This is a genomic window from Micromonospora purpureochromogenes, from assembly GCF_900091515.1.
GTDB classification, from domain to species: domain Bacteria; phylum Actinomycetota; class Actinomycetes; order Mycobacteriales; family Micromonosporaceae; genus Micromonospora; species Micromonospora purpureochromogenes.
Window position 1 is genome coordinate 1,837,616 of sequence record NZ_LT607410.1, and the last position, 17,911, is coordinate 1,855,526.

Annotated in this window: 11 protein-coding genes; 8 read left to right on the forward strand and 3 right to left on the reverse strand. The window is 72.5% G+C overall.

The window, feature by feature from the left end; genetic code table 11:
* Window positions 1-221 precede the first annotated feature (221 nt).
* Both ccrA and mce read right to left on the reverse strand, forming a co-directional pair.
* The gene (gene ccrA / locus GA0074696_RS08615; protein WP_088964448.1) at window positions 222-1,577 is read right to left on the reverse strand and encodes a crotonyl-CoA carboxylase/reductase; all 1,356 of its coding nucleotides are present in this window, start codon (window positions 1,575-1,577) and stop codon (window positions 222-224) included.
* Between the two features lie 355 nt (window positions 1,578-1,932).
* A complete protein-coding gene (gene mce / locus GA0074696_RS08620) occupies window positions 1,933-2,409 on the reverse strand; it encodes a methylmalonyl-CoA epimerase (RefSeq protein ID WP_088960597.1) in 477 nt (158 codons plus the stop codon).
* A gap of 63 nt (window positions 2,410-2,472) precedes the next feature.
* Here mce and GA0074696_RS08625 point away from each other — a divergent pair, with 63 nt between their 5' ends.
* The 7 genes from GA0074696_RS08625 (at window position 2,473) to GA0074696_RS08655 (ending at window position 10,485) form a co-directional block, all read left to right on the forward strand.
* On the forward strand, window positions 2,473-3,672 hold the full coding sequence (locus GA0074696_RS08625; protein WP_088960598.1) for an acetyl-CoA C-acetyltransferase: 1,200 nt from the start codon (window positions 2,473-2,475) through the stop codon (window positions 3,670-3,672).
* Window positions 3,673-3,787: 115 nt separating this feature from the next.
* The gene (gene meaB, locus GA0074696_RS08630) at window positions 3,788-4,792 is read left to right on the forward strand and encodes a methylmalonyl Co-A mutase-associated GTPase MeaB (RefSeq protein WP_088960599.1); all 1,005 of its coding nucleotides are present in this window, start codon (window positions 3,788-3,790) and stop codon (window positions 4,790-4,792) included.
* A 181-nt stretch (window positions 4,793-4,973) separates the two neighbouring features.
* Window positions 4,974-5,729, forward strand: a complete 756-nt coding sequence (locus tag GA0074696_RS08635; protein ID WP_157745854.1) for a hypothetical protein — start codon at window positions 4,974-4,976, stop codon at window positions 5,727-5,729.
* Window positions 5,730-5,810: 81 nt separating this feature from the next.
* The gene (locus GA0074696_RS08640; RefSeq protein WP_088960601.1) at window positions 5,811-6,212 is read left to right on the forward strand and encodes an Asp23/Gls24 family envelope stress response protein; all 402 of its coding nucleotides are present in this window, start codon (window positions 5,811-5,813) and stop codon (window positions 6,210-6,212) included.
* Window positions 6,213-6,307: 95 nt separating this feature from the next.
* Window positions 6,308-7,996: an acyl-CoA mutase large subunit family protein gene (locus GA0074696_RS08645; protein WP_088960602.1), complete on the forward strand. Its 1,689-nt coding sequence runs from the start codon at window positions 6,308-6,310 to the stop codon at window positions 7,994-7,996.
* A gap of 200 nt (window positions 7,997-8,196) precedes the next feature.
* A complete protein-coding gene (locus GA0074696_RS08650) occupies window positions 8,197-9,123 on the forward strand; it encodes a tetratricopeptide repeat protein (protein ID WP_088960603.1) in 927 nt (308 codons plus the stop codon).
* A 66-nt stretch (window positions 9,124-9,189) separates the two neighbouring features.
* Entirely contained in the window at window positions 9,190-10,485 is a 1,296-nt protein-coding gene (locus GA0074696_RS08655) for an arginase family protein (protein ID WP_088960604.1), read from the forward strand.
* Window positions 10,486-10,572: 87 nt separating this feature from the next.
* On the opposite strand, the gene GA0074696_RS08660 is transcribed toward GA0074696_RS08655, so the two are convergent.
* The gene (locus GA0074696_RS08660) at window positions 10,573-12,531 is read right to left on the reverse strand and encodes a penicillin-binding transpeptidase domain-containing protein (protein ID WP_088960605.1); all 1,959 of its coding nucleotides are present in this window, start codon (window positions 12,529-12,531) and stop codon (window positions 10,573-10,575) included.
* Between the two features lie 287 nt (window positions 12,532-12,818).
* On the opposite strand from GA0074696_RS08660, the gene GA0074696_RS08665 reads away from it, so the two are divergent.
* Window positions 12,819-17,867: an NAD-glutamate dehydrogenase gene (locus GA0074696_RS08665; protein ID WP_088960606.1), complete on the forward strand. Its 5,049-nt coding sequence runs from the start codon at window positions 12,819-12,821 to the stop codon at window positions 17,865-17,867.
* Window positions 17,868-17,911 lie beyond the last annotated feature (44 nt).

Here is a 17,911-nt window from a genome sequence, read left to right on the forward strand (position 1 = left end):
TCCTCATTACATGGTCAACTTCCGCACTCGGCGGACACCGGACCAATCGGCGATCTTGGCAGGTCCCGGGCAGGCCGACGTCACCGGCGGTGAGCGGGAAAAGGGCCGCGGGGGATGCCCGCGGCCCTTTGTCCGTCGTCACTCGAATGGGGGTCCGACGCCCATGTGAAAAGGCAATGGCCGCCTCACCGCAATGGGCATGTCGGCATCACCCGGACGGCTCAGTGGCCGCGGAACCGGTTGATCGCGTCCTCGTGCCGCGAGCGCAGCTCGGTGTTCCGGATGCCCAGCCCGTCGGTGGGGGCGAGGCAGCGCACGCCGACCTTGCCCTGGTGGGCGTTGCGGTGCACCTCGTACGCGGCCTGGCCGGTCTGCTCCAGCGGGTAGGTCCTCGACACCGTCGGGTGGATCAGGCCGAGGGACACCAGTCGGTTGGCCTCCCACGCCTCGCGGTAGTTGGCGAAGTGGCTGCCGACGATCCGCTTGAGGTGCATCCACAGGTAGCGGTTGTCGTACTGGTGCAGGTAGCCGCTGGTGGAGGCGCAGGTGACGATGGTGCCGCCCTTCTTGGCGACGTAGACGCTCGCGCCGAAGGTCTCCCGGCCGGGGTGCTCGAAGACGATGTCCGGGTCCTCGCCGCCGGTCAGCTCGCGGATCCGCTCGCCGAAGCGGCGCCACTCGTCCTGGTCCTGGGTCTGCTCGTCCTTCCAGAACCGGAAGCCCTCGGCGGTGCGGTCGATCACCAGCTCGGCGCCCATCTTCCGGCACAGCTCGGCCTTCTCGGGCGAGGAGACCACGCAGACCGGGATCGCGCCGCCGTTGAGCGCCATCTGGGTGGCGTAGCCGCCCAGGCCGCCGGAGGCGCCCCAGATCAGCACCACGTCGCCCTGCTTCATGTTGGCGCCGTGGTGCGAGACCAGCTGCCGGTACGCGGTCGAGTTGACCAGCCCGGGGCTGGCCGCCTCCTCCCAGCTCAGGTGACGCGGCTTGGGCATCAGCTGGTTGGCCTTGACCACGCAGAGTTCGGCGAGGCCGCCGAAGTTCGTCTCGAAGCCCCAGATCCGCTGTTGCGGGTCGAGCATGGTGTCGTCGTGGCCGGCCGCGTCCTCCAGCTCCACCGAGAGGCAGTGCGCGACGACCTCGTCGCCGGCCTTCCACTTGGTCACGCCGGGACCGGTGCGCAGCACCACGCCCGCCGCGTCCGAACCCACCACGTGGTACGGCAGGTCGTGCCGGCGGGTCAGCTCGGAGAGCCGGCCGTAGCGCTGGAGGAACTTGAAGGTCGGCAGCGGCTCGAAGATGCTGGTCCAGACCGTGTTGTAGTTGATGGCGCTGGCCATCACCGCGACCAGGGCCTCGCCCGGGGCGAGCTCCGGGGTGGGCACCTCCTGCAGGTGCAGGGCCTTGCGCGGATCCTTGTCGCGGGTGGCCATCCCGTCGAACATCCGGGTGTCCTCGGCCCGGACGACCACGCCGCGGTAGGTCTCCGGTACCGGAAGTCCGGCGAGACCGGCGAGCTCGCGCTCCGGCTGGTCGGAGCCCTCCGCCGCCATGATCGCTTCGAGGATGTCCTGCACGGTGACCTCCCGTTCGTCCGCACCCACGCCGGGGGGCAGGGGTGCTGCCATCGTCGGCGCCGGTGCGACCGACCGCCATGTCGGCAATCGACACATCCGGCACCGGTCGCGCTCCTTGTTGGGCCGGACGTTACTGAACGGTAGCTAGGGCCGGAAGTCCTGTGTGAAAAACTGCATTGGCCGATGCGTGGAGATGTCCACGGCGCACCCGTACCGCGCATCCCCGCGCTCCGCCCCGTTCCCGGTGCCCGCCGGCGGGGTCCGCCGGCACCGTTCGCAGCTGTCGCGGTGTCCGGCGATCGGGACACCGCGACACGCCGCGAACGGCGGGACAGGGCGGAACGGGCAGCGGCGGTCAGTGCGGGTCGGCGGCCGGTTCGACCAGCTCGACCAGGACGCCACCGGCGTCCTTGGGGTGCACGAAGTTGATCCGGGAGTCGGCGGTACCGCGCTTCGGCTTCTCGTAGAGCAGCCGTACGCCCCGCTCGCGCAGCGCGGCGCAGGCGGCGTCGATGTCGGCCACCGTGTACGCCACCTGCTGCACGCCCGGCCCGTTGCGGTCCAGGAACTTGGCGATGGTCGACTCCGGGGTCAGCGGGGCGAGCAGCTGCACGCAGCCGCCCTCGGTGGTCGGGCCGACGGCCAGCATCGCCTCGCGTACGCCCTGCTCGGTGTTGGTCTCGACGTGCACGCAGCGCATGCCGAAGGTGCGCTGGTAGAAGTCGATCGCGGCGTCGAGGTCGGCGACCGCGACCCCGACGTGGTCGATGCGGCGCAGTCCGATGTCTGTGACATAGTCGGCAGCGGGCTCGACGGGGGAGTTCTCAGCCATGGCGCTAGTCTGACCGAACAATCGTTAAGGCGTACAGGTCGGCACCCCCCTCGGAGGCAGGCAATGGCTTCGGTGATCATCAGCGGCGCGCGGACCCCCATGGGGCGCCTGCTGGGCAACCTCAAGGATCTCCCGGCGACGAAGCTGGGCGGCGTCGCGATCAAGGCGGCGTTGGAGCGCGCCGGCGTGGCCCCGGACCAGGTGCAGTACGTGATCATGGGGCAGGTGCTCCAGGCCGGCGCCGGGCAGATCCCGGCCCGGCAGGCGGCGGTCGAGGCCGGCATCCCGATGTCCGTACCGGCGCTGACCATCAACAAGGTCTGCCTCTCCGGCCTGGACGCGATCGCCCTGGCCGACCAGCTCATCCGGGCCGGTGAGTTCGACATCGTGGTGGCCGGCGGCATGGAGTCGATGACCAACGCCCCGCACCTGCTGCTCGGCCAGCGCTCCGGCTACAAGTACGGCGACGTCACGATCAAGGACCACATGGCGCTCGACGGGCTGACCGACGCCTGGGACTGCTGCGCGATGGGCGAGTCCACCGAGAAGCACGGCGTGCGGCACGGCATCACCCGCGAGGAGCAGGACGCGTTCGCCGCGACCAGCCACCAGCGGGCCGCCGCCGCGCAGAAGAACGGCCACTTCGCCGACGAGATCGCCCCGGTGGTCATCCCGCAGCGCAAGGGCGAGCCGCTGGTGATCAGCGAGGACGAGGGCATCCGTCCCGACACCACGGCCGAGTCGCTGGCGAAGCTGCGCCCGGCGTTCACCAAGGACGGCACCATCACCGCCGGCAGCTCCTCGCCGATCTCCGACGGCTCCGCCGCCGTGGTCGTGATGAGCAAGGCCAAGGCCAAGGAGCTGGGGCTGACCTGGCTGGCCGAGATCGGCGCGCACGGCAACGTCGCGGGTCCGGACAACTCCCTGCACTCGCAGCCGTCCAACGCCATCCAGCACGCCCTCAAGAAGGGCGGGCTGAGCGTCTCCGATCTGGACCTGATCGAGATCAACGAGGCGTTCGCCCAGGTCGGCATCCAGTCGGCCCGCGACCTCGGGGTCAGCCCGGACAAGGTCAACGTCAACGGCGGCGCGATCGCGCTGGGCCACCCGATCGGCATGTCCGGCGCCCGGCTGGTGCTCACCCTCGCGCTGGAGCTCAAGCGCCGCGGCGGCGGCACCGGCGCGGCCGCGCTCTGCGGCGGCGGTGGTCAGGGTGACGCGCTGATCATCCACGTGCCGGCTGGGGCCGAGAGCCAGCAGTGAGCGCGCGGAGCGGGTCGGCGCTGCCCGCCCCGCAGCCGCAGGACGAAGGAACAACTGTGAACGCGAGGAGCGAGCCGGTGTGGCGAGCCCCGCGGTCGTGAACGAAGGATCAACAGTGAGCGACGCCGTCGACCACGCCCCGGCGGCGGCCACCGGGCCGGTGCGCCGCAGTCGGGACGTACCGATGCTGGTGGAGCGGGCCCGCGCGGGTGACCCCCGCGCGGTGGCCCGGCTGATCACCCTGGTCGAGTCCGGTGACGAGGTGCTGCCGCAGGTGGCGGCGGCCCTCGCGCCGTACGCCGGTCAGGCCCAGGTGGTGGGCCTGACCGGCTCGCCCGGGGTGGGCAAGTCGACCACCACCAACGAGCTGGTGCGCGCGCTGCGGGCGCGCGGTCACCGGGTCGGTGTGCTGGCGATCGACCCGTCCAGCCCGTTCACCGGCGGCGCGATCCTCGGCGACCGGGTCCGGATGCAGGACCACGCCACCGACCCGGGGGTCTACATCCGCTCGATGTCCAGCCGCGGCCACCTCGGCGGGCTCTCCGCGGCCACGCCGCAGGCGGTGCGGGTGCTCGAGGGCGCCGGCTGCGACGTGGTGCTGGTGGAGACCGTCGGGGTCGGCCAGGCCGAGGTCGAGGTGGCCTCGCTCGCCGACACCACCCTGGTCCTGCTGGCCCCCGGCATGGGCGACGCGATCCAGGCGGTCAAGGCCGGCATCCTGGAGATCGCCGACGTCTTCGTGGTCAACAAGGCCGACCGGGACGGCGCCGACGCGACGGTGCGCGACATCCAGGGCATGATCGCTCTCGGTGAGCGCGGCCCCGGCGAGTGGCGTCCGCAGGTGGTCCGGGCGATCGCCGCGCGGGGCGAGGGGATCGACGACATCGCCGCCGCCATCGACAAGCACCGCGGCTGGCTGGAGCAGCACGACGAGCTGCGCCGGCGCCGGGAGACGCGGGCCGCCGCCGAGATCGAGGCGATCGCGCTCGGCGTGCTCCGCGCCCGGATCGGTTCACTGCGCGACGGTACGGAGCTGTCGACGCTCGCCGCCAAGGTGGCCGAGGGCGCGCTCGACCCGTACGCCGCCGCGGACGAGCTGCTGTCCCAGCTCGGCTCCTGACCCGTCCGGTCGCCCCGTCCGGGGGATTGACGGGCCCGCCCCGCGGGCACAGTCATCATCGATCGAGCGTGATCGGTGGTGACTCCGGACGGGGTACGGGATGGACGCGGGTCAGGGGCCGGTGCGGCCGGAGGCGGATGGTCGGTCCGACCGCCGGCCGTCGGTGGGCACCGTGCTCGCGATGGTGCTCCTCGCCGGCCTGCTGATCCTGGTTCTGGCGGTGGTGGCCACGGGCGTCGGCGGGCACGACCCCGCGCGCGTCGTCATGGGTGCCTCGGGCGCCCTCGTCCTGGGGGCGCCGCTCGGCTTCCTCCTGCACGTCTGGCTGCCGCGCCGGCGCTCGGGCCCGCCGCCGACCCTGACGCCGGCGCCGGACGGCGGTGAGCGGGGCGTCCGCTTCGGCTACGCGATCCGGTCCTACGTCTGGTTCACCGCGCTGCTGTTGGTGACCCTGCTGGTCTTCACCGGGGCGGCGCTGGTCGCGGCCCTCTCCGGTGGCGTCCTCGGGTGGGTTTTCGCGGTCGGGTTCGCGGCGCTGGGGCTGCTGCTCGGGTGGTACCTGTTGACCATGCTGCGGTTGACCCCCGGCGGACTGACCCTGTCGCCGGTCGGGATCACGCACCGCGGCCTCGCCCACCTCCACCGGGTGCCGTGGCGGGACGTCCACGCGGTCGGGACGGTGCGGCTCGGCACCCCGTCGATCGTGGTCCGGGCGGCCCGGTCGGACGACACCGTCGTACGCCGGCACACCGGGCGGTTCGACACGGGGGAGCTGCGCTTCTTCCCCTTCCTGGTGGTGCGGGAGTACTGGCTGGCCAACGACCCGGCCATGGTCCTCGACGCGCTCACCTTCTACCAGGCACACCCGGAGTTGCGTGCCGAACTCGCCACCCCCGACGCGCTGCGCCGGATCGCCGCGGGCGGGACCCGGGACTGACGGCTCCACTGCGGACCGCCGCCTAGTACGCTCGCACCGCCACATGGCGAGCGTGGGGCTGGACGAGTGGGCGGGTAGACCATGGCTGACGAGGCGACGCAGGAGCTGTCGGTGACTCCGGACGCGGTGGCGGGCGGGACGACGCAGGTCTCCGACGAGGTGGTGGAGAAGATCGCGGTGGCCGCCGCCCGGTCCGTGACCGGGGTGGCCGAGCTCGGTGGCGACGTCGCCCGGTTCTTCAACGCCGTGCTCGACCGGGTCGGCCTGGATGAGGTCGGCGACGCGCGGCGGGGCTGCTCGGCGCACGTGACCGACGGTGGGGCCGTGGTCAACCTGGTGCTGGTGATCTCCGCCGGGCACCCGGTGCCGCAGGTGACCGACGCGGTGCGGGTGGCGGTGACGGCGGCGGTCGAGGCGTACGGGCTGCGCGCCGACGAGATCAACATCCGGGTGGACGACGTCGCGCTCGACGCCCCGGCCTGATCAGGTTACCGACCAGTACGGGCTTCCTTAGCGATCGTTCAGGACTCCGTTCTACACTCGGTGTTCAGTCGAGGACTCGAGGAGGAGCCCCGCGGATGAACGCCGACGAGATCGCAGCCGGACGGGCACGCTGGCAGGCCCGCTACGACGCCGCGCGAAAGCGGGACGCCGACTTCACCACGCTGTCCGGGATGACCGTCGACCCGGTCTACGGCCCGCCGGAGGGCACCGCGTACCCGGGCTTCGACCGGATCGGCTGGCCGGGCGAGTTCCCGTACACCCGGGGGCTCTACCCGACCGGCTACCGGGGACGCACCTGGACGATCCGGCAGTTCGCCGGGTTCGGCAACGCCCAGCAGACCAACGAGCGCTACAAGATGATCCTGGGCGCCGGCGGCGGCGGGCTCTCCGTCGCCTTCGACATGCCGACCCTGATGGGGCGCGACTCCGACGACCCGCAGGCGCTCGGCGAGGTCGGCCACTGCGGCGTCGCGGTGGACAGCGCCGCCGACATGGAGACGCTCTTCGACGGCATCGACCTGGCCGGCGTCACCACCTCGATGACCATCTCCGGCCCGGCCGTGCCGGTCTTCTGCATGTACCTGGTCGCCGCCGAGCGGCAGGGCGTCGACCTGTCCAAGCTGGACGGGACGCTGCAGACGGACATCTTCAAGGAGTACATCGCGCAGAAGGAGTGGCTCTTCGACCCCGAGCCGCACCTGCGCCTGATCGGCGACCTGATGGAGTACTGCGCCCGGGAGATCCCGCGGTACAAGCCCCTCTCGGTCTCCGGCTACCACATCCGCGAGGCCGGGGCGACCGCCGCGCAGGAGCTGGCGTACACCCTGGCCGACGGGTTCGGCTACGTCGAGCTGGGGCTGAGCCGCGGGCTGGACGTCAACGTCTTCGCCCCGGGCCTGAGCTTCTTCTTCGACTCGCACGTCGACTTCTTCGAGGAGATCGCGAAGTTCCGCGCCGCCCGCCGGATCTGGGCCCGCTGGCTGCGTGACGTCTACGGCGCGACCAGCGAGAAGGCGCTCTGGCTGCGGTTCCACACCCAGACCGCCGGGGTGTCGCTGACCGCGCAGCAGCCGGTCAACAACGTGGTGCGGACCGCCGTGGAGGCGCTCGCCGCGGTGCTCGGCGGGACCAACTCGCTGCACACCAACGCCCTCGACGAGACCCTGGCCCTGCCCACCGACGAGTCCGCCGAGATCGCCCTGCGTACCCAGCAGGTGCTGATGGAGGAGACCGGCGTGGTCAACGTCGCCGACCCGCTCGGCGGCTCCTGGTACGTCGAGGCGCTCACCGACAAGATCGAGGCCGAGGCGGAGGAGATCTTCGCCCGGATCCGGCAGCTCGGCGGCGAGGGCCCGCACCAGATCGGCCCGATGACCTCCGGCATCCTGCGCGGCATCGAGGACGGCTGGTTCACCGGCCACATCGCCGAGTCGGCCTTCGTCTACCAGCAGGCGCTGGAGAAGGGCGACAAGCGGATCGTCGGCGTCAACTGCCACACCGGCACGGTCACCAAGGAGCTGGAGATCCTGCGCATCTCGCACGAGGTGGAACTGGAGCAGCGGCGGGTGCTGGCCGAGCGCAAGGCCGCCCGGGACGACGCCGCCGTCACCGCCGCCGTCGCCCGGATGGTCGAGGTCGGCCGCACCGGCGAGAACATGATCCCGGCCATGCTGGACGCCGTCCGTGCCGAGGCCACCCTCGGCGAGATCTGCGACGCGCTGCGCGCCGAGTGGGGCGTCTACCGCGAGCCCGCCCGCTTCTGACCCCGCCCCCGCCCTCCGCGACCCGGTGCCTCGCCGGTGGCCGAAGCACCGCGAAAGGTGCGAACGGCCACCCGTGCGGGCGCGATCGCGGAGGGCGGTCGCGGCAGCGGCCGGGTGGGCGGTGAGCAGGGGTGAGAGTTGCAACTGTCGCCGTCGCGGTTGATCTGAGTTCCGCGGGACACGTGCGAGACTAGATAACCATGAGCGACCCACGGATCACCTCGTCGATCTTCACCCGCGGCGCGGTCGACCTCAGCGCGCTGCGCAGCACCGCACCGGCCAGCACCCGCCCCAGCACACCGACCCAGGCCGGCCCGTCCGCCGGTCTCCCGGGCGGCCCCGCCACCGGTGGGGGCGGCGTCGCCGTGATCGACGTGACTGAGGCGACCCTCCAGTCCGAGGTGCTCGAGCGTTCGCTGGCCACGCCCGTCGTCGTCTTCTTCGGCGCGGCCGGATACCCGGAGAGCGACGAGTTCGCGCCGGTGCTGGAGCGGCTGGCCACCGAGGACGCCGGTGCGTGGGTGCTGGCCCGGGTCGACGTCCAGGAGAACCCCCGGATCGCCCAGATGTTCCAGATCCAGGCGATCCCGACCGTCTACGCGGTCGTCGGCGGCCGGCCGATCGACGCGTTCCCCGGCGTCGTCCCCGAGCCGCAGCTGCGCCAGTGGATCTCGGCGGTGCTCAAGGCCGGCGGGGTGGCCGTGGCGGAGCCGGAGGACCCGCGCCTCGACGAGGCCGACGACGCGCTGATGAGCGGCGACCTGGACGCCGCCGAGCGGGCGTACAAGAAGATCCTCGCCGAGTCCCCGGCGGACGCCGCGGCGGAGGCCGGCCTGGCCCAGGTCGGGGTGGCCCGGCGGGTCGCCGGCGTCGACCCCCAGGCGGCGGTCGCCGCCGCGCAGGCCGCCCCCGACGACGTCGAGGCCCAGCTGCTCGCCGCCGACATCGAGGTGCTCAGCGGCCTGGCCGAGCAGGCGTACGCCCGGCTGGTCAGCCTGGTCCGGCGGACCGCCGGCGACGACCGGGAGAAGGTACGCCAGCACCTCGTCTCGCTCTTCACCATCGCCGGCCCGGACGACCCCGCGGTCGCCTCGGCCCGGCGGGCCCTGGCCAGCGCCCTGTTCTGACTTCGTAGCACGCCAGCGCGGGCCGGCGTTCCGGCCGGCCCGCCCGACCACCGAGGACGGGAGCCCATGATGCGCCGGATCGCCGTCCTCGACGCGCCGACAAACCTGGGACTGCGCCCACCCACGTCCACCTCCGTCCCCGGCTGCGGCAAGGCGCCCGGGGCGCTGCGCGACCACGACCTGCTCGCCCGGCTGCGGGCCCGCGACGCCGGCTGCCTCACCCCACCCCGGTACGACCCGGGCGACTGGCGGCCCGGCGACGGTGTCTGCCACGCCCGGGAGATCTCCGGCTACTCGCTGGCCCTCGCGGACCGGATCGGCGCGATCATCGACCGGGACGAGTTCCCGCTGGTGCTCGGCGGCGACTGCTCGGTGCTGCTCGGCTCGGCGCTGGCCATGCACCGGCTCGGCGAGGCGGTCGGCGGCCGGATCGGCCTGGTCTTCGTCGACGGCCACTCCGACTTCCGGCACCCCGGCAACGCCTCGTACGTGGGCGCGGCGGCGGGGGAGGACCTGGCCCTGGTGACCGGGCGCGGGCAGGCCGACCTGGCCGCCGTCGAGGGGCGGCGCCCCTACTTCCGCGACATCGACGTGGTGGTGCTCGGCATCCGCGCGCAGGACGAGTACCGCCTCGACCTCCAGGCCGCCGGCATCATCACCCGGCCGGTGCCGGCGCTGCGCGCCGAGGGCGCGGCCCGCACCGCCCAGTGGGCGCACGAGCAGCTCGCCGACTGCGCCGGCTACTGGGTGCACATCGACGTGGACGTGCTCGACCCGGCGGTGATGCCGGCGGTGGACGCGCCAGACCCGGGCGGGATCGCCTTCGCCGAACTGGAGATCCTGCTCGCCGGGCTGGTGGACACCCCGCACTGCCTCGGCGTCGAGCTGACCGTCTTCGACCCCGACTACGACCCGGACGGCTCGTACGCCGCCGAGATCGTCAACACCGTCGTGGCCGGCCTGGCCCCGGTGTCGGCGCCGGAGGCGGTGCCGCCCCGGCTGCTGCCGGCGACCCCGCCGCTGCAGCGCGTCCGGTCCACCGGGCCGGCGACCCTCGCGGCTGTCGCCACCCCGCCCAACGGCGGCGCCGGGCCGGCCGGCGGGCCGGGGCCGGGCTCCCCGGTCGGCATCGCGCCGCTCGGGTCCGGCGAACCGGCGGTGGACGAGCCGGCGGCCGCGAGGGTCCCGCCGACCGGCGGGCTCGCGTCGGCGCCGGTGGAGACGCCGGTGCCCGCCGTCGCCGTCGAGCCGGTCGGGCCGCCCGCCGCCGTCGGGCCCGGCCTGCTCCGCCGGGTGCCCCGTGCCGACGAGGACGGGGCGTCGGAGGACGGCCCGTCGCCGTCCTCCGCCGGCATCGCCTGACGGATCACCCAACCGAGGTCAGGCCCTCCTGCCGCCGGTCGCGTCGGCGCCGATGCCCGGCGCCGGGTGCGTGGGGCTGGGGTCGGGTCAGCTGAGGGCGCGGAGGAAACGTTCGCTGATCGGGACCGCGCTGGACGTGCTCGAACCGCCCTGCTCGACGAAGACCGCGAACGCGACGTCGCCCTGCCAGCCGACGAACCAGGCGTGGGTGTGCGCCGGGTTGTTGTCGTACTCGGCGGTGCCGGTCTTGCCGTACACCGGGCCGCCGGGGACGTCCGCCAGCGCCTTCGCGGTGCCGGCGGTGACCACCTCGCGCATCATCGCCTTCAGCGGCTCCAGCGACTCGGCCTTGAGCTGCGGGCCGGGCTCCGCCGGCCTGGCCGGGGCCGGGTCGAGCACCAGTTTCGGCTGCTCCCAGCGCCCACGGGCGACCGCGGCGGTGGCCCCGGCCATGGCCAGCGGGCTGACCACGGTGGTGCCCTGACCGATCGCGGCGGCGGCCTGCTCGACCGGCGAGCCGTTGGCCGAGACCTTGCCGGTGAAGGCGTCCGTGCCGAGGTCCCAGCTGCCCTCCAGGCCGAGGGTACGGCCGGTGACGGCCAGCCCGTCGGGGCCGAGCTTCGGCGCCAGGGACGCGAAGGCGGTGTTGCAGGACCTGGCGAAGTCGGTGCGGAACGGCACCTTGCCGAGGACGAAGTCGTCGGAGTTCTTGAAGGGCCGTCCGTCCACGGTGAACGTCTTCGGGCAGTCCACGACGGAGTCGACCCCGACCGCGCCGCCGTCCAGCAGGCCGAGGGCGCTGACCACCTTGAAGGTGGAGCCGGGCGGCACCTGGGCGGTGAAGGCCAGGTTCTCCCCGGCCGCGCCCGGCCCGTTGGCCGCGGCGAGCACCGCGCCGTCGCTGATCCGTACCGCCACCAGCGCCGAGCGGCGCTTCTCGGCGCGCAGGGCGGCGTCGGCGGCGTTCTGGGTGGCCACGTCGAGGGTGGTCTTCAGCGGCTGGCCGGGCTGCGGCTCGTGCCGGAAGACCTCGGTCGGCTCCGGGGTGCCGTCGGGACCGGCCGGCCCCTGCACGAGCACGGCGAGCCCGGGGGTGCCGCGCAGGCGGTCGTCGTAGCGACCCTGGAGACCGCCGTGCCCGACCAGGTCGCCCTTGGCGTACCGGTCGGGGTGGGCGGCCAGGTCGTCGGCCTGCGCCTCGTCGATCGAGCCGAGCAGCGCCCGGGCGAACTCCCGGGTGGGGGCCAGGTCCCGCTTCTCGGCGGGGAACCTGGTGCCGGGCAGGTCGTAGATGCGCGACCTGATCTGCCGGTACGCCTCGTCCCGCAGCGTCACCACCTCGACGAAGGCACCCGGATCCGCCTCGCTGAGCCGTTTCGGCAGGTCGGAGAGGTCGACCGGGGGATCCAGCGCCGGCCGGACCGCCTTGAACGCCCCGTCGAGCTCCCTGACCAGCGCCTTGACGTCGGTCACCTCGCTGGGCTGTACACCGACCCGGACCACCTGTCGGGGCGCCACGATGGGCTGCCCGGCGGCGTCCAGCACCCCGGCCCGGGGGCTGGCGGTCCGGCGTACCGTCAACCGGTCGCCCTCGCCGAGCTGCTCCTGCACCAGCTGCGGCTCCCAGATCACCTGCCACTGGTCGTCCCGGCCCTGACGCAGCCGCACCGGCCGGTCGTACGCCCAGCTGGTCTTTCCCGGCAGCGCCCACTCCACCCGGACCTTGGCGGTGGCGATGTCCTTGGTGACCTCGGCGTCGCCGGAGCGGCGCAGGGTGGGCGGGGTGGCGGCCAGCTCGCCGGAGAGGTCCTTGATCTCCTTGGCGACCTCGGTGGCCGGCAGCCGGGCGCCGGTCGGGTCGATGAACCCGACCGCGCCGAGGTGGCCGGAGCGCCAGCCGGCCAGGAAGGCGTCGACGGTCCGCTCCGGTCCGTCACCGTCCGAACACCCGGTGAGCGCGCCGGCCGCCAGCACGGTGGCGGTCAGCGCCGCGAGGGCCGGCCGGATGCGCGTACGGGAACGGCGGAGCGGGTACGACACGGGCATGGAGCGGTACCTCCGGATCTCGGACTGCCCTGCACGCTAGTACGACCGTGCTCCCCGTACCGCCCCGGCGTGGCCGCACGCTGCATGAAGACCCCGACGGCGGTGTGATGAACATCGCGAGTCGGGGTACTCCGCAGCCGGCCGACCACGCATCTGCAACGGGTGAAAGGACAGAGTCCCGAACCGGACGTCCGGCCGGTGGTCCGCCGACGAACGGACAGAGTGGCAGGGCCTAGGCTGGGCGGCAGAGTGACCCACAACGCGGTGGGTCGAGGGGAGTGGCACCGATGGACCGGCGTCCGGCGATCAAACCGGGACCCGACCTCCGGCAGGCTGACACCGGCCGGGACGACAGCTTCGATTCGGCGACCGACGGGGACGGCGTCGGCCGACTCGACACAGGAGTTACCGGGATGACCGGTTCGAGTATCGACACCCTCTACGACCTGGGGCTTCCTTCCGAAGCGCTCGGTGACGACGCGGAGGACGCGGAGCTCGACGAGCCGGTACCCAACGCGGAGCGGCTGGTCGCCCAGGCGGTGGCGCTGGCCGGCGACGACCACGACGCGGCCACCCTGGTGGGCCGTTTCTGGCGGTTTGCGCCCGACGAGGAACTGATCGGATTCACCGCCGAGGAGATGCTCGACGCCGCCAGGGCGCACCGGGACCTGGCCCAGCAGCGGGTGCCGGGCGAGCTGAAACTGCGCATCCACGAGCCGGACGCCGAGCAGCACCACACGGTCATCGAGATCGTCACCGACGACATGCCGTTCCTGGTCGACTCGGTGACCGCGCTGCTCAACTCCCACCACCTCGACGTGCACCTGCTGGTGCACCCGCTGGTCGTGGTGCGGCGGGAGCCGCTCGGCCGGCTGACCGAGGTCTCCGCCGACGTCGAGCCGGACGACGCGATCGCCGGCGACCTGGTCGAGAGCTGGATGCGGATCGAGATCGACCCGGTCCGGGACGCGGGGGAGCGGGAGAAGCTGCGCCGCGAGCTGCAGCGGGTGCTCACCGACGTGCGCGAGGCGGTGGAGGACTGGCCGAAGATGCGCCAGCGCGCCCTGGCGCTGGCCGACGAACTGGCCTCGGCCCGGACCTCCGACAACCGTCCGCCCGTGCCTGAGAAGGACATCACCGACTCGGTGGAGCTGCTGCGCTGGCTGGCCCACGACCACTTCACCTTCCTCGGCTACCGGGAGTACCGGCTGGTCGACAGCGACGGCGGTGACGGACCGGGGCTGGAGGCGGTGCTCGGCACCGGGCTGGGCATCCTGCGGTCGGACTCGCCGGAGGCCCGGGCGCTGTCGTCGATGACGCCCGAGGCGCACGAGAAGGTGATGGAGAAGCGCCTGCTGATCATCACCAAGGCGAACTCCCGGGCGACCGTGCACCGCTCGGCCTACCTGGACTACATCGGGTTCAAGATCTTCAACGAGGCCGGCGAGGTGGTCGGGGAGCGGCGCTTCCTCGGCCTGTTCTCCACCGCCGCGTACCGGACCAGCGTCCGTGAGCTGCCGGTGGTCCGACGCAAGGTCGCCGAGGTGCTGGACCGCTCCGGCCTGAGCCAGCGCAGCCACTCCGGCAAGGACCTGCTGCAGATCCTGGAGACCTACCCGCGCGACGAGCTGTTCCAGATCAAGACCGACGACCTGTACCACGCCGTGGTCGGCGTGCTGCGGATGGCCGGTCGCCGGCAGCTGCGGGTCTTCCTGCGTCGGGACGCGTACGGGCGGTTCATCTCCTGCCTGATCTACCTGCCCCGGGACCGGTTCACCACCCAGAACCGGCTGCGCATGCAGGACATCCTGCTGCACGAGCTGAACGGCGTCGGGGTGGACTACACCACCCGGGTGACCGAGTCGATGCTGGCCCGGGTGCACTTCATCGTCCGGACCGACCCGACCCACCCGCCCGGCGACGTCGACGCCGACCTGCTCGCCGAGGAACTGGCCGACGCCACCCGGCTCTGGGACGACGACTACCGGCTGGTGCTGGAGCGCAAGCTCGGCGACGAGCAGGCCAAGCACCTGTTCAGCCGGTACGCCGACGCCTTCCCGGAGGGCTACAAGGACGGCCACACGCCGTACGAGGCGATGAAGGACCTGGCCAAGCTGGAGCTGCTGGAGGAGCCCGGCCAGCTGGAGATGCACCTGTTCCGCAAGCAGCTCGCTCCGCGCGGGCCCGGCGCGGACGCCGACGACGCGATGGACGTGCGCTTCAAGGTCTACCGGTACGGCGAGCCGATGATGCTCTCCGCCGTGCTGCCGGTGCTGCACTCGCTGGGCGTCGCGGTGGTCGACGAGCACCCGTACGAGGTGGACCGGGTCGACGGCCGGGTCTTCCTGTACGACTTCGGCCTGCGCCTGCCCGAGGGGCACCAGGAACTGGCCGAGGTGCGTCCGCACGTGGAGAACGCCTTCGCCGCCGCCTGGCGGGGCGAGGCCGAGGTGGACGGCTTCAACGAGCTGGTCCTGCGCGGCGGTCTCACCTGGCGGCAGGTGGTGGTGCTGCGGGCGTACGCGAAGTACATGCGCCAGGCCGGCACCGTCTTCTCCCAGGACTACATGGAGCAGACCTTCATCGCGTACCCGCAGATCGCCGCCCTGCTGGTGGAGCTCTTCGAGGCGCGGTTCGCCCCGGGCTCGGCGAGCATCGAGGAGCGCCGGCAGCGCAGCGACGAGCTGGTCGGCGCCATCGGCGCGGCCCTGGACGACGTGGCCAGCCTGGACCAGGACCGGATCCTACGGGCGTACCTGACGCTGATCCAGGCCACCCTGCGGACGAGCTTCTACCAGAAGCCGGTCGGCGGGCGGCCCAAGTCGTACGTGGCGTTCAAGCTGGACCCGCAGGCCATCCCGGACCTGCCGGCCCCGCGGCCGAAGTTCGAAATCTTCGTGTACTCGCCCCGGTTCGAGGGCGTGCACCTGCGGTTCGGGCCGGTGGCCCGGGGCGGGCTGCGCTGGTCCGACCGGCGGGAGGACTTCCGCACCGAGGTGCTCGGCCTGGTCAAGGCGCAGATGGTGAAGAACGCCGTGATCGTGCCGGTGGGCGCCAAGGGCGGCTTCGTGCTCAAGCAGAAGCCGGGGGACCGCGACGAGGCGGTCGCCTGCTACAAGGAGTTCGTCGGCGCGATGCTCGACGTCACCGACAACATCGTCGGCGGCGAGATCGTGCCGCCGACCGACGTGGTCCGGCACGACGCCGACGACCCGTACCTGGTGGTGGCGGCGGACAAGGGCACCGCCACGTTCTCCGACATCGCCAACGAGATCTCGGCGGCGCACCAGTTCTGGCTGGGCGACGCGTTCGCCTCCGGCGGCTCCGCCGGGTACGACCACAAGAAGATGGGCATCACCGCCCGGGGCGCCTGGGAATCGGTCAAGCGGCACTTCCGCGAGCTGGGCCACGACACCCAGACCCAGGACTTCACGGTGGTCGGCGTCGGTGACATGTCCGGTGACGTGTTCGGCAACGGGATGCTGCTCTCGGAGCACATCCGGCTGGTGGCCGCCTTCGACCACCGGCACATCTTCCTGGACCCGGACCCGGACGCGGCCACCTCGTACGCCGAGCGGAAGCGGCTGTTCGAGCTGCCCCGGTCGTCGTGGGAGGACTACGACCGGAAGCTGATCTCGGAGGGCGGCGGGATCTTCCCGCGTACCGCCAAGTCGATCCCGATCACGCCGCAGGTCCGGGCGGTGCTCGACCTCGACGAGGACACGACGCAGCTCAGCCCGCAGGAGCTGATGAAGGCGATCCTCACCGCGCCGGTCGACCTGTTCTGGAACGGCGGCATCGGCACCTACGTGAAGGCGTCGACGCAGACCAACGCCGAGGTGGGCGACAAGTCCAACGACGCGATCCGGGTGGACGGCAAGAGCCTGCGCTGCCGGGTGGTCGGCGAGGGTGGCAACCTGGGCTGCACGCAGCTCGGCCGGATCGAGTACGCCCTGGCCGGCGGACGGATGTACACCGACTTCATCGACAACGCGGCCGGAGTGGACTGCTCCGACCACGAGGTGAACATCAAGATTCTGCTCAACACGGCGGTCGCCGACGGCGCGCTGGACGTCCCCGCGCGGGACGAGCTGCTCGCCGAGATGACCGACGAGGTCGCCGAGCTGGTGCTGCGGGACAACTACGACCAGGCGCGGGCGATCAACAACTCCCAGGCCCAGGCCGCGTCGCTGCTCCCGGTGCACCGGCGGATGATCAACGAGCTGGAGCGGGCCGGTCAACTCGACCGGGCCCTGGAGGCGCTGCCGCCGGACGAGGAACTGGCGGTCCGCACCGAGTCCGGGCTGACCGCGCCGGAGTTCGCGGTCCTGCTCGCGTACGTCAAGATCGTGCTGGAGCGGGAGATCCTGGCCGAGGGGCTGGCCGACGAGGAGTGGACGACCGAGGTCCTGGTCAACTACTTCCCGACGCCGATGCGCGAGCGCTTCGCCGACCGGATGGCCCAGCACCGGCTGCGCCGCGACATCGTCACCACGGTGCTGGTCAACGAGGCGATCAACCGGGGCGGCATCTCGTTCGTCTTCCGGGTCGTCGAGGAGACGGCCGCGTCGGCGGCGGACGTGATCCGGGCGTACGTGGTGGTCCGCGAGGTCTTCGGGCTGCGCGAGCTCTGGGACGCCGTCGAGGCGCTGGACAACAAGGTCTCCCCGGAGCTGCAGACCAGCGTCTACCTGGACACCCGGCGGCTGCTCGACCGCGCGGTGCGCTGGCTGGTCACCAACCGGCGCTCGCCGATCGACGTGCCGGCCGAGATCAACCGGCTGCGCGACGGCGTGGCCCGGCTCCTGCCGGACCTGGAGGACCGCTTCTACGGCAGCGAGCGGGAATCGCTGGCGGCGCACATCGACTCGATGACCGACCGGGGCCTGCCGCGCGACCTGGCCGAGCAGGCGACCCGGCTGATGTACAGCTTCGGGCTGCTGGACGTGGTGGAGACGGCCACCTCCAGCGGGCGGGACGTGGGCGAGGTGGCCTCGGTCTACTTCGTCCTGTCCGACCTGTTCCGGGTGGACTCCCTGCTGTCGAAGATCTCCCTGCTGCCGCGGGAGGACCGCTGGCAGACGCTGGCCCGGATGGCGCTGCGCTACGACCTGTACGCCGCGCTGGCCGCGCTCACCGCGGAGGTTCTCGGCTCGACCCCGGACAACCTGCCCTCGAACGAGCGGGTGCTCCAGTGGGAGCAGTCGAACGCCACCTCGATCCACCGCGCCCGCCGGGCGATGGGGGAGTTCGACGAGTCGCGGGCCGACCTGGCCGCCCTGTCGGTGCTGCTGCGCCAGATCCGCACCCTGGTGCGGACCTCCGCCGCCGCCTGACGAGTACGCCGACGCGCCTCCGGTGGGACGTAGTCCCGCCGGAG